Raw genomic sequence first — 13,675 nt, 5'->3', positions numbered from 1 at the left:
CCAACAAGAACGACAGCAGCGACGACAGCGCCCGGCCCGGTGCCATCGTGCGCCGCGGGCTCGCGGTGGTGGCGGGCCAGCTCATCATCGGCGCGGCCGGCCTGCTGACCGGCGTGCGCGCGATCTGGTCGGGCACCACGCCCAAGGCCGAGCAAACGCTGTACTTCGCCAACCACACGAGCCACGGCGACTTCGTGCTGCTGTGGGCCACGCTGCCGTCCGACCTGCGCGCGCTCACGCGGCCCGTGGCCGGACAGGACTACTGGGAGGCCTCGAAGCTGCGCAACTTCATCGGCAAGGACGTGTTCAACGCGCTCATGATCCGCCGCGACGGCTCGGGCCAGGGCGGCAACCCGGTCGACCAGATGAAGGAGGCGCTGGAAGGCGGCGACTCGCTCATCATGTTCCCCGAGGGCACGCGCAACACGGGCGACGACATCCTGCTGCCGCTCAAGAGCGGCCTCTTCCACCTGGCGCGCGCCTGCCCCACCGTGCGGCTGGTGCCGGTGTGGATCGAGAACCTCAAACGCGTGCTGCCCAAGGGCACGCTGGTGCCGATTCCGCTGGCCTGCACGGTGCGCTTCGGCGCGCCGATCCAGCTCGAAGAAGGCGAAGACAAGGTCGCCTTCCTTGCCCGCGCGCGCACCGCCATGCTCGACCTGCGCCCCGAGTACGACCGCATCGAGACCAACGGAGGGACCGCCTCGTGATCGAACTCTCTCCCTTCGCCTGGACCACCTTCAAGCTCTTCGGCGGCGTCTTCGGTGTGCTGGTGCTCGCCTCTTCGATCGGTGCGCTGCTCAAGTGGCGCGTGGCGCACGGCCAGCCGCACTCGGTGATCGACAACCTCAACTCGCGCGTCAACGCGTGGTGGGTGATGGTGGCGGTGATCGGCCTGGCCTTTGCCTTCGGCAAGGGCGGCGTGATCGTGCTGTTCTACCTGATCTCGTTCTATGCGCTGCGCGAGTTCATCAGCCTGGCCTACACGCGGCGCGGCGACCACGGCGCGATTGCGCTGGCCTTCTTCGTCGCGCTGCCGGGCCAGTACTTCCTGATCTGGATCGACTGGTACGGGCTGTACTCGATCTACATCCCCGTCTACGCCTTCCTGCTGCTGCCGATTTTGGCGGCCGTGGGCGGCGACACGCAGCGCTTCCTGGAGCGCACCTCGAAGATCCAGTGGGGCCTGATGGTGTGCGTGTTCTGCATCAGCCACGTGCCGGCGCTGCTCACGCTGCAGATTCCGGGCTTCGAGGGCCGCAACCTGCTGCTGATCGCCTTCCTCGTCATCGTGGTGCAGGGCAGCGACGTGCTGCAGTACGTGTGGGGCAAGCTCTTCGGCAAGCGCAAGGTGGCGCCCGAGCTGTCGCCTTCGAAGACCTGGGAAGGCCTGATCGGCGGCGTCGCCAGCGCCACCGCGATGGGCGCGGCGCTGTACTGGGCCACGCCCTTCAACCCGTGGCAAGCCGCGCTGATGGCCTTCATGATCTGCCTGCTCGGCTTCTTCGGCGGGCTCGTGATGTCGGCCATCAAGCGCGACCGCGGCGTGAAGGACTGGGGCTCCATGATCGAAGGCCACGGCGGCATGCTCGACCGGCTCGACTCGGTGATCTTCGCGGCCCCGATCTACTTCCACGCACTGCGCTACTGGTGGGTGCCGTGAGCCCGGCGGCGAAGAAGACAGCGGTCAAGACGGACCGCATCGTCGACGACACGCCGCTGGAATGCACCGACGCCGCAGCGCTGCTGCGTTGGTACCAGAAGCACCACGCCACGCACGCCGGCGTCTGGCTGCGCATCGCGAAGAAAGCCAGCGGCATCGCCTCCGTCGACCACCCCGAGGCACTGGAGATTGCGCTGTGCTTCGGCTGGATCGACGGCCAGCGCAAGAGCCAGGACGCGCAGTTCTTTTTGCAGCGCTTCACGCCGCGCACCGCGCGCAGCATCTGGTCGAAGATCAACCGCGACAAGGTGCTGAAGCTCATCGACGACGGCCGCATGCAGCCGGGTGGCCTGGCCGAGGTGGAACGTGCCCGCGCCGACGGCCGCTGGGACGCGGCCTACGACGCCGCCAGCGTGGCGACCGTGCCGCCCGACCTGCAGGCCGCGCTCGACGCCAACCGCACCGCGAAGGCCTTCTTCGCCACGCTGGATGCGCGCAACCGCTATGCGGTGCTGTTCCGCACGCAGGGCGCAAAGAAGCCCGAGACACGCGCCCGTCGCATCGCGCAGTTCGTCGAGATGCTCGCCAAGGGCGAGAAGATCCACCCCTGAGCTGACGCAACGCCGCTCATTGCGGCTCGGCGCCGGCCGCGATCAGCATGAGCCGCTCCGGGTCCACGATGCGGATGCGCTTGTAGCTCATGTCGATCACGCCTTCGGCGACCAGCCGCCCCAGCTCCTTGTTGATGGTCTGGCGCGACAGCCCGAGCATCGCCGCGAGGTCGTTCTGCGACAGGCGCACGGGCAGGCTCGCCGCCGCCTTCACCTGCATGCCGTAGAAATGGATCACGCTCGTCAGCGTGGCGGCCACCCGCGCACGCACGGAGTTCAGCATCTGGCCCTGCAGCAGCATCACGCTCAGCCGCTGGCGCTGCAGGGCCAGCTTGGCCACGTCGCGCCACAGCACGGGCTCGGCGTCGAGCAACGCGATCACGGCATCGCTCGGCAGGTGGACGATCACCGAGTCTTCGTGCGCGTGGTAGTCGTAGGGCAGCGGCACGTCGGCCAGCAGGCGCACCAGCGGCGCCACCTGACCGGGGCCGAGCAGCGCGTTGACGTACTTGCGCCCCTGCGGGTTCATGTTGCTGATTTCGAGGCAGCCTGACACCACCGCCAGCAGCTCGCGCTTGCGGCGGTCGCTCGCCAGCACCTGCGTGCGGCGGCGGTAGCGCACCAGGCGCGCCGACTTCATGAGTTCGGCGCGCAGCGTGTCGGGCCAGTGCGAGAAGAGCTCGTTCCAGCGCAGCGCGCGCTCGAGCAGATCGGCGCTCTCTTCGGCGTTCAGCGCGTCTTTGGGGGTGGAAACAGTCGATCGGGCCAGCGGGTTCTCCCTGCCTTGATGTTCACGAATCTGTCAAAGCGTTGACAGATTTGGCGGGTCTTCATTTCTATCGTAAGCCCCGGACATCGACAAGCACACAAGCGGCACCGACCTGCACCCGCAGGCGGCACGCCACACCCGGAGACAACACCCCATGAAGAAGACAGCCACCGCCGGCCTCGCGCTCGCGGCCTCCACCCTTGCACTCGCGCAGAGCACCGTCACCGTCTACGGCACGGTCGACCTCTACGTGGCGCACGCCAAGTCGGGCGCCGCATCGTCGACGCGCCTCGAAGACGGCGGCCAGACCGCCTCGCGCATCGGCTTTCGCGGCACCGAAGACCTCGGCGGCGGCCTGGGCGCGCACTTCACGCTGGAGAGCGGCTTTGCGCCCGACACCGGCAACGGCACGCTGCCCGGCCCCGCGATGTCGTTCAGCCGACAGTCGTTCGTCGGCTTCTCGGCGCCGTGGGGCCAGATCGACGCGGGCCGCATGTACACGCCGATGTTCTATGCGCTTTTCAAGGCCGACCCCTATGGCCTGAACTCGGTGTTCTCGCCGATCAACCTCGTGGCCGCCACCGATGCGCAGACAGGCATCACGCCCTTTGCGGCGCGCGCCAGCAACATGGTGCGCTACCGCACGCCGGCCAGCATGGAGTTCTTTGCCGACCTCGCCTACGCACCCGGCGAATCGAGCGCGCTGAGCCACCAGAGCGGCAACGTCTACGGCGGCAACGTCGGCTGGGCCCGCAAGCCCTACTACATCGCCTACGCCTTCCAGCGCGCACGCTCGGGCTCGGCGGCGGCGCCCGTGGCCTCGCCCGCCACCACGACCTACCAGGCGCTGACCGGCTCGTACGAGCTGCCGTCGATCGGCCTGCAGCTGTATGCGAGCTACGTGCGCAATGCGTCGAGCCTGCCGAATGTGCCGACCGCGAAGCTCGTGAACCTGGGCGCCACCTACAACGTGACTCCCACCTCGAACCTGATCTTCGGTGCCACGCAGCGCAAGGTCGCCGAGAGCGAACGCTCGCAGCTGGCGTGGACGCTGGGCTACGACTACTACCTGAGCAAGCGCACCGTGGTCTATGCGCGCTGGCTGCGCCTGCTGAACCGGCACGGCGCCTCGGCCTCGCTCGGGACCATTCCGGTGATCGCCCACAGCGGCAACGACGTGCGCGTGCTCGCCACCGGCATCCGCCACAACTTCTGACTTCCGACACCTCCGACATGCCCATCGACTTCTTCTCCTCGCAAGCCGCATCCCTGTCGGCGCTGTTCGCGCCGCGTTCCATCGCGGTGGTCGGCGCCTCGTCCAACGCGCTGAAGATCGGCGGCATTCCCGTTGACTACCAGCGCCGCTTCGGCTTCGAGGGCGCGCTCTACCCGGTCAACCCGAACGCCGACCGCATCCAGGACCTGCCGGCCTTCCCGAGCCTGCGCGCCATCGGCCAGCCGGTGGACCTGGCGATCCTCGCGGTGCCGTCGGCGCTGGTCGACGGTGCGCTCGACGACGCCATCGCGGCGGGCGTGAAGGGCGTGGTGCTGTTCTCCTCGGGCTTCGCCGAAGTCGGCGCCGAGGGCGCGGCGGCGCAGGCGCGGCTCGGCGACAAGGCGCGTGCCGCCGGCGTGCGGCTGGTCGGCCCCAATTGCCTGGGCTTCATGAACGTGGCGCGCCATGTGTACGCGACCTTCTCGCCCGCGCCCGGCGTGGGCCGCGTGATGCCGGGGCGCATTGGGCTGGTGAGCCAGTCGGGCGCGTTCGGCGCCTATGCGTACGCGATGGCGCGGGCGCGCGGCGTCGGCCTGTCGCTGTGGGCCACCACCGGCAACGAGGCCGACGTGCAGGTCGCCGACTGCCTGGCCTGGCTCGCACAGGACCCCGACACCGACGTGATCATGGCCTACATGGAAGGCTGCCGCGACGGCCCCCGCCTGCGTGCGGCGCTGGCCCTGGCGCAGGCCAACGGCAAGCCGGTGGTGATGGTCAAGGTCGGGCGCACCGCGCTGGGTGCCGAGGCCGCCGCCTCGCACACCGCCGCGCTGGCGGGCGACGACGCGGTGTACGACGCCGTGTTCCGCCAGTACGGCGTGCTGCGCGCGCGCAACCTCACGGAGTTCTTCGACCTGGCCCACAGCGCGGCCGTGGCGGGCCGCCCGCGCGACCGCTCGATCGGCCTGTTCACGCTCTCGGGCGGCGTCGGCGCGCTGATGGCCGACGAGGCCTCGGCGCAGGGCCTCGACGTCCAGCCGCTGGGCGATGCCGCGCAGGACACGCTGCGCAGCTGGGTGCCCTTCGCGGCGCCGCGCAACCCGGTCGACATCACGGGGCAGGTGACCAACGACATGACGCTCATCGAGCGCACGGCGCGCGTGATGCTCGACGACCGCGGCTTCGCCTCGTGGATGGGCTTTCTCGCCGCCGCCGGTGCGTCGGACGCGTTCTGGCCGGTGCTGCGCTCGCTCGTGACTTCGCTGCGCGAGGCTTATCCCGACACGCTGCTGGCGGTGAGCACGCTGCTGTCGCCCGAACGTCGCGCCGAGCTCGAGGCGATGCGCTGCCTGGTGTTTGCCGATCCGTCGGACGGCATCCGCACGATCGCTGCGCTGGCGGGGCTGAAGCCTGCGGCGGAAGTGGCTGCGGCGCCCGCATCCATCAAGGCGTCGTTGACGCTCGCCCCCGGCACGATGTCCGAACCCGACGCGCTCGCACTGCTCGCCGACGCCGGCGTGCCCGTGGTCGCGCACCGCGTGGTGCGCAGCGCCGACGAAGCGGCTGCCGCCGCCGACGTGCTCGGCGATGCGGTGGTGGTGAAGATCGTCAGCGCCGACATCCCGCACAAGTCGGACGTCGGCGGCGTGGCGCTCGGCCTGCGCGGCGCGGCGCAGGCGCGCGCTGCCTTCGAACGCACACGCGACCACGCGCTCACGGCGCGGCCCGACGCACGGCTCGACGGCGCGCTGGTGGCGCGCATGCTGACCGGCGGCGTCGAGTGCATCGCGGGCGTGCACCGCGACCCGGTGTTCGGGCCGGTGCTGATGTTCGGCTTGGGCGGCATCCACGTCGAGACGCTGCGCGACGTGTCGTTGCGCGCGCTGCCCATCACGCGCGACGACGCACTGGCGATGGTGCGCGAGCTGCGCGCCTTCGCGATCCTGAACGGCGCACGCGGCCGGCCGCCGGCGGACCTCGATTCGATCGCCGATGCGCTGTGCGCGCTCGCCGACTTTGCACAGCGCGCGGGCGACTCGCTCGACAGCGCCGAGATCAACCCGCTGATCGCACGCCCGCAGGCCGAGGGCGGCTGCGTGGCGGTCGACGCGCTGGTCGTCGGCCGCGCACCCTGACGAACGATCACAACAACCACCGGAGACATCGCATGACGACGACATCGAAGAACGGCCTTTCGCGCGCACTCGGCATGGGAGTGGCGCTGGCCCTCGCGGCAGGCATGGCAGCGGCAGCGACGGAGGCGCCCTTCCCCTCCAAGCCCGTGCGCATCATCGTGCAGTACCAGGCGGGCGGCTCGACCGACATCCTCGCGCGGCTCGTGGCGGAGGGGCTGTCCAAGCGGCTGGACCAGCCGGTGGTGGTCGAGAACCGCAGCGGCGCGGGCGGGATCATCGGCACCGACTACGTCGCCAAGAGCCCGCCCGACGGCTACACGCTGCTGCTCACGGTGCCGGGCCCCGTCACGGCGAACCTGGTGCTCTACAGCAAGCTGCCCTACGACCCGCGCACCGACCTGCGCATGGTGTCGGACATCGCCACCACGCGCACCGTGCTGGCGGTGCACCCTTCGGTTCAGGCCACAGACTTCAAGAGCCTGATCGCCACCGTGAAGGCCACGCCCGGCAAGTATTCGATGGGCTCGTGGGGCCCGGGCACGCAGCCGCACCAGGTGCAGGTGTACATGGACAAGGCCTACGGCCTGCAGACGATGCACGTGCCCTACAAGGGCGAAAGCCCGATGGCGATCGACCTGATCGGCGGCGTGATCCAGATGACCGTGGGCTCGATCACCACGCTGCAGCCGTACATCAAGGCCGGCAAGCTGCGCCCGCTGGCCGTGGCCGGCACGCGGCGCGCCCGCGCGCTGCCCGACGTGCCGACCTTCGCCGAGCAGGGCTACCCCGACGAGGTCTATGCGATGACCGGACCGACCTCGCTGATGGCGCCCGCGAAGACGCCCGATGCCGTCATCGAGCGCCTGGGCCGCGAGGTCAGCGCGGTGGTGCGCCAGCCCGAGGTGAGCCGGCGCATCGAGGAACTCGGCGCCGAGCCCGTGGGCAACCTGCCGCCCGAAGCCACCGCGGCCTACAAGGCCCTCCTGCCCGTGACGCTGAAGCTCACGCAGGCCACGGGCGTGAAGCTCGATTGAACCGTCTCTCCGCACTCTCTTTCCGAACCCCAGCTCCGAGGTCTTTCTCATGAACGCTCCCGTCTCCGCTCCCGACATCGCCGTCGCCCGCAAGGCGCTCGCCCGCTCCATCGGCCTGGCCGCCTTCGTCTACGGCTATCCGCTCACCGAGACCTACCGCACCTGCGCGATGCAGACGGCGCCGCGCGCCGAACGCCGCAGCGGCGCCTCGCCCGGCTCCGATGTGCGCGCGCCGATGAACACGCTGCACCACGCGCCGCGCCCCTCCACCGACCAGGACCGCGACGTGGTCACGCCCGCCAACGACCTGCTCTACACCATGGCCTGGCTGCACCTGGCCGACGGGCCGATGCTGCTCACGGTGCCCGCGTCGTCGCGCCATCCGGGGCGCTACTTCGTGCTGCCGCTGTACGACGCCTACACCGAGAACTTCGAGAACCTCGGCCCGCGCAACTGCAACCCCGACGGCGAGACCGTGGTGCTCGTGGGCCCCGGCGGCACGGTGCCGGAATCGCTCGCCGCCCACCGCGTGGTGCGCTGCCCGACCAATCTGGTCTGGCTCATCGGCCGCATCCTCGTGGGTGATGAAAGCGACTGGCCGGCCGCGCGCGCGCTGCAGTCGGAGATCCTGCTCGCGCCCGCACCCGGCACCGTGCTGCAGGGCCGCCCGGCTGCCATCGAACAGTGGGCCGGCCCGCACGAAGACGCCATGGCCGCTGCCTTCGAGCATGGCGAGCCGGCCGCCGAAGTGGCGCCGCGCTTCTTCACCAACGTGTGCCACGCGCTGGCCGAAGCGCCGGGCCGCGTGGAAGACCGCGGCCTCGTGGCGTGGTTCGGCCAGGGCGGGCTGCTGGCGAACGCCGCGTTCTCGTGGGACGCGCTCGAAGCACCGCTGCGCGAAGGCCTCATCGAAGGCTTCGCCGAGGGCGTGCAGCTGGTCGGCGCGGTGGGCCGCAACCGCCGGCCCAAGCCCTGGTCGATGACGCCGGCCACCGGCCGCTACGGCAACGAGTTCCTCGGCCGCGCGCGCACCGCCTACCTGGGCCTGGGCGCGCTGGCCACCAGCGAGGCGGTGTACGCCGCCGCGCACTACGATGCGAAGCAGGAGCCGCTGGACGGCCAGCACCGCTATGCAATGCGCTTCGAGGCCGGCGACCTGCCGCCCGCGGACGCGTTCTGGTCGGTCACGCTGTACGACACCGACCGCTTTCTCTACCCCAACGAGATCCGCCGCCACGCCATCGGCGACCGCACACCGGGCCTGAAGCGCAACACCGACGGCAGCCTCGAACTCGTGGTGAGCCACGCGCGCCCCGCCGATGCCGCCAACTGGCTGCCCGCGCCGGCCGGGCGCTTCTACCTGATCCTGCGCATGTACTACCCGCGCGAGGGCGTGCAGAGCTGGCGCATCCCCGCGCTGCAGGCCCAGCAGGACTGAGCACGATGCAGCCGCACACCGACACCCTGCACGCCGTGGCCGAAGAGGCCGTGGTCTACGCCTACCCGCTCTACGAGATGTGCCGCATGCGCGCGGCCACCTCGCCACAGCGCACCGACGCCGCCGGCGAGGCGCCGCGCCCGCAGCGCTGGTGCAACGTGTTCACGCACGCGCGCCAGCTGCTGCGCGCGGGCAAGAGCCGCGTCGTCACGCCGAACAACGACACGCTCTACACCAACGCCTGGCTCGACCTGGGCGACGGCCCGCTGGTGATCGACGTGCCCGACACCGCCGGCCGCTACTACGTGCTGGGCCTGCTCGACTTCTTCACCAACCCCTTTGCCCACCTCGGGCAGCGCCTCACGGGCACAGCAGCGCGTTCCTTCGTGGTCACGCCGCCGGGATGGCGCGGCACGCTGCCCGCCGCCTTCGACGCACCGGCCGCGCGCATCGAGGCGCCCACGCGCTGGCTGTGGATCATCGGGCGCCTGCTGGTCGACGGCCCGCAGGACGTGCCGGCCGTCAACGCGCTGCAAGACGGTTTTCTCGTGCGCCCGCTGGCCGACTGGCAGGCCGGCCGCGCTTCGGTGCCGCGCGCATTCGACCCGGCCTGCGATCCGAAGGCGCCGCTCACGGCCGAGCACTTCGCCGCGCAGGTGAACGCGGCGCTGCGCGACAACGCACCGCCGGCGGGCGATGCGGCGCGGCTTGCGCGCTATGCGGCGCTCGGAATCGGCGCTGGCGCAGGCGCGCTCGACGACGGCCAGCGCGCCGCGCTGCAGGCCGCGCTCGACACCGTGCTGCCGCGGCTGCGCGAGGCGCAGTCGGGCCGCACCACGGCCTCGGGCTGGGTGCAGATGCCGCTGGTCGAAGGCTCCTTTGGCGACGATCACCTCGCGCGCGCGCTGGTCGCGCTCAAGTACATCGGCATGCTCGAAAGCCGCGAGGCCACCTACCCGATGGCCTGGCACGACGCCGCAGGCGAGCCGCTCACCGGCCAGCGCCGCTACACGCTGCGCTTCGCCCCCGACGCGCTGCCGCCGGTCGACGCCTTCTGGTCGCTCACGATGTACGACACGCGCGACTACATGCTGGTCGACAACCCGATCGACCGCTACGCCATCGGCGACCGCACGCCGGGGCTGCGGCGCGATGCGGACGGCGGGCTCACGCTGCACATCCAGCATGCGCGACCTGAGGTCCAGGGTGCTGGCGATGCCGCACTCGCCAACTGGCTGCCGGCGCCTGAAGGCAGCTTCTATCTCTGCCTGCGCGCCTACGTGCCGCGCGCCGAACTGCTCGACGGCCGCTATGTGCTGCCGCCCCTCACCGTCACCAAGGATTCCGCATGAGCGCCACCGTTGAAAAACCCCAAGCAGCAGCAGAAGAAAAAGAAAAGCCCTTCCTCATCGTCGGCTCCGGCACCGAGACCGTCGCGCCGGGCCTGCACATCCTGCGCGGACAGGGCCAGTCGTTCGTGGCCGAGACCGACGCGGGCCTGGTCGTGATCGACGCCGGCCCGGGCGGCTCGGTGACGCAGGGCATGATCGATGCGCTGCGCCAGCTCAGCGACGCGCCGGTGCATGCGCTGTGCTTCAGCCACGGCCACATCGGCTACAACGCCGGCGTGCCGATGTGGCTGGCCCATGCCGCCGCGCGCGGCGATGCACCGCCGCGGATCATTGCGCACCGCAACGTGCCGCGCCGCCTGGCGCGCTACGGCGAGACGATGGCCCTGCAGCACCGCATGGCCGAGATCCAATTCAACCGCCCCGCGGGCTTCTTCGACCACCGGCTGGTGACGCACCCGCCCACCGAGACCTTCGACGACGTGCTGCAGATCGGCAGCGGCGAGCGCCGCATCGAGTTGCGCTGGGCGCCCTCGGAAACCGACGACGCGATCGCGCTGTGGAGCCCGGCGCAGCGCGTGCTGTACGGCGGCGCGGCGCTGATCGATTCGATTCCCAACATCGGCACGCCCTTTCGCACGATGCGCGACACGGTGCGCTGGGCCGACACGCTGGAGGCGCTCGCGGCATTGAACCCACGCAAGGCGGTGCGCGAATTCGGCGCCACGCTCGAAGGCGAAGACCAGGTGCAGCACGTGCTCCTGCACACGGCGCGCGCGCTGCGCTGGCTGCGCGCCGAGGTGGTGCGGCTCATGAACGAGGGGCTCAACGAGCGCGACATCCTGGCGCGCATCCGCTTTCCCGACGAGCTGTTCGCGGTCGACTGGATGAAGCCGACCTACGGCGACCCCGGCTACATCGTGCGCGACATCTACCGCTCCGAGAACGGCTGGTGGGACCGCAACCCGACCTCGCTGCATCCGGCCGCGCCCGAGGCCATCGGCCGCGCGGTGGCCGACGCCATCACCGACAAGCGCGGCGTGATCGACCAGGCACGCACGCTGGCTGCCGGCAAGCAGTGGCAGCTCGCGCTGCATGTGATCGACCTGCTGGCCACCGCCGGGGGCGACGCGCCCGAGATCGCCGAGGCGCGCTCGCTCAAGGCCGAATGGCTGCGCGAGCGGGCGCGCGAAGTGCCCAGTTACGTCTCGCGCAACCTGTACCGCGTCGGCGCGGACATGATCGAACAAGGCACGCAGGCGCGCTTCGGCATCCGCTGAGGCCTTTCCATCGGAGACACGCACCATGACAAACACAGAACAACACTTCCGCTTCGGCCTGCGCACGCTGCTGGCCGCCTGCTCCCTGGCCGCACTGGCAACGGCCAGCCACGCACAACAGGCCGACAACTACCCCGACAAGCCCGTGACGCTGGTGGTGCCCACCGCGCCGGCCGGCGGCACCGACACCATGGCGCGGCTCATCGGCGACGGCCTCGGCAAGATCCTGAAGCAGCCCTTCGTGGTCGACAACCGCCCGGGCGCCAACGGCATCCTCGGCAGCGAGGCGGTGGCGCGCGCCACGCCCGACGGCTACCGGCTGCTGTTCACCTACGCCGCGACGATGGTGGTGAACCCCAGCCTCTACAAGAAGCTGCCCTACGACCCGCAGAAAGACTTCGTGCCGATCGCGCAGGTCGGGCGCGGCGGCAACCTGCTGCTGGTGCGCAAGGACCTGCCGGTGAAGACGATCCAGGAGTTCGTCGCCTACGCCAAGGCGCGGCCCGACAAGCTCAGCTACTGCTCGTGGGGCGCCGGCTCGGGCGGCCACCTGGCGATGGAAAGCCTCAAGAAGCAGGCCGGCCTCGTGATGACGCACGTGCCCTACAAGGGCAGCGGCCCCTGCGTGCAGGACCTCGTGGGCGGCCAGGTCGATGCGGCCTTCGCCGACATCTCGTCGACCGTGGAGATCGTGCGCGCCGGCCGCATCCGGGCGCTGGCCAACAGCGGCCCCTCGCGCATCCCGATGCTGCCCGACGTGCCGACCATGACCGAGAGCGGCTACCCCTTCACCACCTACGCCTGGTACGGCCTGATGGCGCCGGCCAAGACGCCGCCGGCGATCGTGAAGAAGCTCAACGAGGCCGTGAACCAGGTGCTGCGCGACCCCGCGGTGGTGCGCCGCATGTACGAGCTGAACTTCAACGACCTGCCGCAGAACACGCCCGAGCAGTTCGCCACCACGATCCGAAACGACCTGCGGGACTGGGGCGCGCTGGTGAAGGACATCGGCCTGACGCTTGAGTAGGCGCCCCGGGCCGGCCTGACCAAGGGTAAGCAACGTGGTCGGCCGGCGGCGCTTCCCACACACTGCGCGCTGACAGGCACGGTTTCTGCTCATCGGTGGAGCGATGGCAACTGCGCCGGCGCGCACCATGACCGAGCTCCTTCATTTCAGCCGACAACTCACCACCGAAGCCCAGGCCCAGGCCTCGGGCGTGGGCACCTGGAAACAGCACTACGAGCAGCTCTCGAACGGCCGCTTCGAGGGGCTGTCCGAAGACCTGCACCTCGACTTCGTGCAGGTGTTCCACGAACACGCCAACCAGACGGTGCTGCAGCACGGCCTCGGCCGTCCGGGCGCGCTGTGCCTGGCCGTGATCGACGTCACGGCCCCGGGCAGCTGGTACTGCGGCCATGACCTCGACGGGCGGCGGCTCATCGCGCTGTCGCCGCAGCGCGAGTTCGAGCTGCTGGCCGGCGCCGGCATGGACCTCATGGCCGTGTGCGTCGACACCGAACCGCTGGCCGACTTGGCCGCCACGCTGTTCGGGCCCGACTTCGCGCTGCGCATGCCGGTGCCCGCGCCAGTCGAACGTTCGGGCTTTGACGAGACCGCGTTCACCCGCCTGCTCGGCGCCGCCCTGTCGCTGGCGCGCGACAACCTCGCGCAGCTGGAGCAGCCGGCCGCGCGCCACATGCTGTCGCTGTCGCTGGCCGACGCGGTGCTGCAGTGCATGGGCTCCGACGCCTTCGAGGCCCGGCTGCCCGCCAGCTCGGCGGCGCGCCGCCACATCGTGGCGAAGGCGCGCGAGTACATGCAGGCGCACGCCGACGAGCCCATCAGCGTGCCCGACCTGTGCGCGGCCACGGGCGTGTCGCGGCGCTCGCTGCAGTACGCCTTCGAGGACGTGCTGCACCTGAGCCCCGTCACCTACCTGCGCGTGATGCGCCTGAACCGCGTGCGCTGCGAGATGCAGGCCTGCCGCGACGACACCATCGGCGACATCGCCGCGCGCTGGGGCTTCTGGCACCTGTCGCGCTTTGCCATCGACTACACACGCCTGTTCGGCGAACTGCCGTCCGCCACGCGCGCGCGGTGGTTTGCCAAATCTTGATAACGCCTGCGCCGGCGGCGCTCTTAACTTCGCGGTTGTCCCACACAACATGCGAAGAAGGAT

General features: G+C 70.5%; 12 protein-coding genes. 11 read left to right on the top strand and 1 reads right to left on the bottom strand.

Annotated features, from left to right (window positions below; genetic code table 11):
• The first annotated feature begins 44 nt into the window (after positions 1-44).
• The 3 genes from GFK26_RS10860 to GFK26_RS10850 are packed head-to-tail and all read left to right on the top strand — an operon-like array spanning position 45 to position 2,274.
• Entirely contained in the window at positions 45-710 is a 666-nt protein-coding gene (locus GFK26_RS10860; protein ID WP_153285927.1) for a lysophospholipid acyltransferase family protein, read from the top strand.
• Positions 707-1,663, top strand: coding sequence for a phosphatidate cytidylyltransferase (locus GFK26_RS10855; protein WP_099793091.1), 957 nt, complete (start codon positions 707-709; stop codon positions 1,661-1,663). Before GFK26_RS10860 ends, GFK26_RS10855 begins: the two co-directional genes overlap by 4 nt.
• Positions 1,651-2,274 (top strand): YdeI/OmpD-associated family protein, encoded by a 624-nt coding sequence (locus tag GFK26_RS10850; protein ID WP_153281973.1) that lies wholly within the window; start codon positions 1,651-1,653, stop codon positions 2,272-2,274. The genes GFK26_RS10855 and GFK26_RS10850 overlap by 13 nt, the downstream gene beginning before the upstream one ends.
• Before the next feature lie 16 nt (positions 2,275-2,290).
• Here the strand turns inward: GFK26_RS10850 and GFK26_RS10845 are convergent, their stop codons facing one another.
• Positions 2,291-2,914, bottom strand: coding sequence for a Crp/Fnr family transcriptional regulator (locus GFK26_RS10845; RefSeq protein WP_228121966.1), 624 nt, complete (start codon positions 2,912-2,914; stop codon positions 2,291-2,293).
• Positions 2,915-3,197: 283 nt separating this feature from the next.
• Here GFK26_RS10845 and GFK26_RS10840 point away from each other — a divergent pair, with 283 nt between their 5' ends.
• The 8 genes from GFK26_RS10840 (at position 3,198) to GFK26_RS10805 (ending at position 13,612) form a co-directional block, all read left to right on the top strand.
• Positions 3,198-4,259 (top strand): porin, encoded by a 1,062-nt coding sequence (locus GFK26_RS10840; RefSeq protein WP_153281971.1) that lies wholly within the window; start codon positions 3,198-3,200, stop codon positions 4,257-4,259.
• A 17-nt stretch (positions 4,260-4,276) separates the two neighbouring features.
• Positions 4,277-6,394 (top strand): acetate--CoA ligase family protein, encoded by a 2,118-nt coding sequence (locus tag GFK26_RS10835; protein ID WP_153281970.1) that lies wholly within the window; start codon positions 4,277-4,279, stop codon positions 6,392-6,394.
• A 74-nt stretch (positions 6,395-6,468) separates the two neighbouring features.
• Positions 6,469-7,428, top strand: a complete 960-nt coding sequence (locus GFK26_RS10830) for a Bug family tripartite tricarboxylate transporter substrate binding protein (RefSeq protein WP_416222566.1) — start codon at positions 6,469-6,471, stop codon at positions 7,426-7,428.
• Positions 7,429-7,477: 49 nt separating this feature from the next.
• The gene (locus GFK26_RS10825) at positions 7,478-8,866 is read left to right on the top strand and encodes a DUF1254 domain-containing protein (RefSeq protein ID WP_153281968.1); all 1,389 of its coding nucleotides are present in this window, start codon (positions 7,478-7,480) and stop codon (positions 8,864-8,866) included.
• 5 nt (positions 8,867-8,871) lie between these two features.
• On the top strand, positions 8,872-10,218 hold the full coding sequence (locus GFK26_RS10820; RefSeq protein WP_153281967.1) for a DUF1254 domain-containing protein: 1,347 nt from the start codon (positions 8,872-8,874) through the stop codon (positions 10,216-10,218).
• The gene (locus tag GFK26_RS10815) at positions 10,215-11,495 is read left to right on the top strand and encodes an alkyl sulfatase dimerization domain-containing protein (protein WP_153281966.1); all 1,281 of its coding nucleotides are present in this window, start codon (positions 10,215-10,217) and stop codon (positions 11,493-11,495) included. Before GFK26_RS10820 ends, GFK26_RS10815 begins: the two co-directional genes overlap by 4 nt.
• A gap of 25 nt (positions 11,496-11,520) precedes the next feature.
• Positions 11,521-12,522 (top strand): Bug family tripartite tricarboxylate transporter substrate binding protein, encoded by a 1,002-nt coding sequence (locus GFK26_RS10810; protein WP_153281965.1) that lies wholly within the window; start codon positions 11,521-11,523, stop codon positions 12,520-12,522.
• A gap of 127 nt (positions 12,523-12,649) precedes the next feature.
• Positions 12,650-13,612 carry a helix-turn-helix domain-containing protein gene (locus GFK26_RS10805; protein WP_153281964.1) on the top strand — a complete coding sequence of 321 codons (963 nt, stop codon included), beginning with the start codon at positions 12,650-12,652 and terminating at the stop codon, positions 13,610-13,612.
• The last annotated feature ends 63 nt before the right edge of the window (positions 13,613-13,675 follow it).

The sequence above is a fragment of the Variovorax paradoxus genome (assembly GCF_009498455.1).
GTDB classification, from domain to species: domain Bacteria; phylum Pseudomonadota; class Gammaproteobacteria; order Burkholderiales; family Burkholderiaceae_C; genus Variovorax; species Variovorax paradoxus_H.
Note: the sequence above shows the minus strand (reverse complement) of the source record. Positions and strands in the feature narration are given on the sequence as shown.

Bases quoted from the DNA above. Each gene is read 5' to 3' on its own strand.
- GFK26_RS10840 (WP_153281971.1), top strand. From the start codon at position 3,198: ATGAAGAAGACAGCCACCGCCGGCCTCGCGCTCGCGGCCTCCACCCTT.
- GFK26_RS10835 (WP_153281970.1), top strand. From the start codon at position 4,277: ATGCCCATCGACTTCTTCTCCTCGCAAGCCGCATCCCTGTCGGCGCTG.
- GFK26_RS10825 (WP_153281968.1), top strand. From the start codon at position 7,478: ATGAACGCTCCCGTCTCCGCTCCCGACATCGCCGTCGCCCGCAAGGCG.
- GFK26_RS10830 (WP_416222566.1), top strand. From the start codon at position 6,469: ATGGGAGTGGCGCTGGCCCTCGCGGCAGGCATGGCAGCGGCAGCGACG.
- GFK26_RS10820 (WP_153281967.1), top strand. From the start codon at position 8,872: ATGCAGCCGCACACCGACACCCTGCACGCCGTGGCCGAAGAGGCCGTG.
- GFK26_RS10815 (WP_153281966.1), top strand. From the start codon at position 10,215: ATGAGCGCCACCGTTGAAAAACCCCAAGCAGCAGCAGAAGAAAAAGAA.
- GFK26_RS10805 (WP_153281964.1), top strand. From the start codon at position 12,650: ATGACCGAGCTCCTTCATTTCAGCCGACAACTCACCACCGAAGCCCAG.
- GFK26_RS10810 (WP_153281965.1), top strand. From the start codon at position 11,521: ATGACAAACACAGAACAACACTTCCGCTTCGGCCTGCGCACGCTGCTG.
- GFK26_RS10845 (WP_228121966.1), bottom strand. From the start codon at position 2,914: ATGAAGTCGGCGCGCCTGGTGCGCTACCGCCGCCGCACGCAGGTGCTG.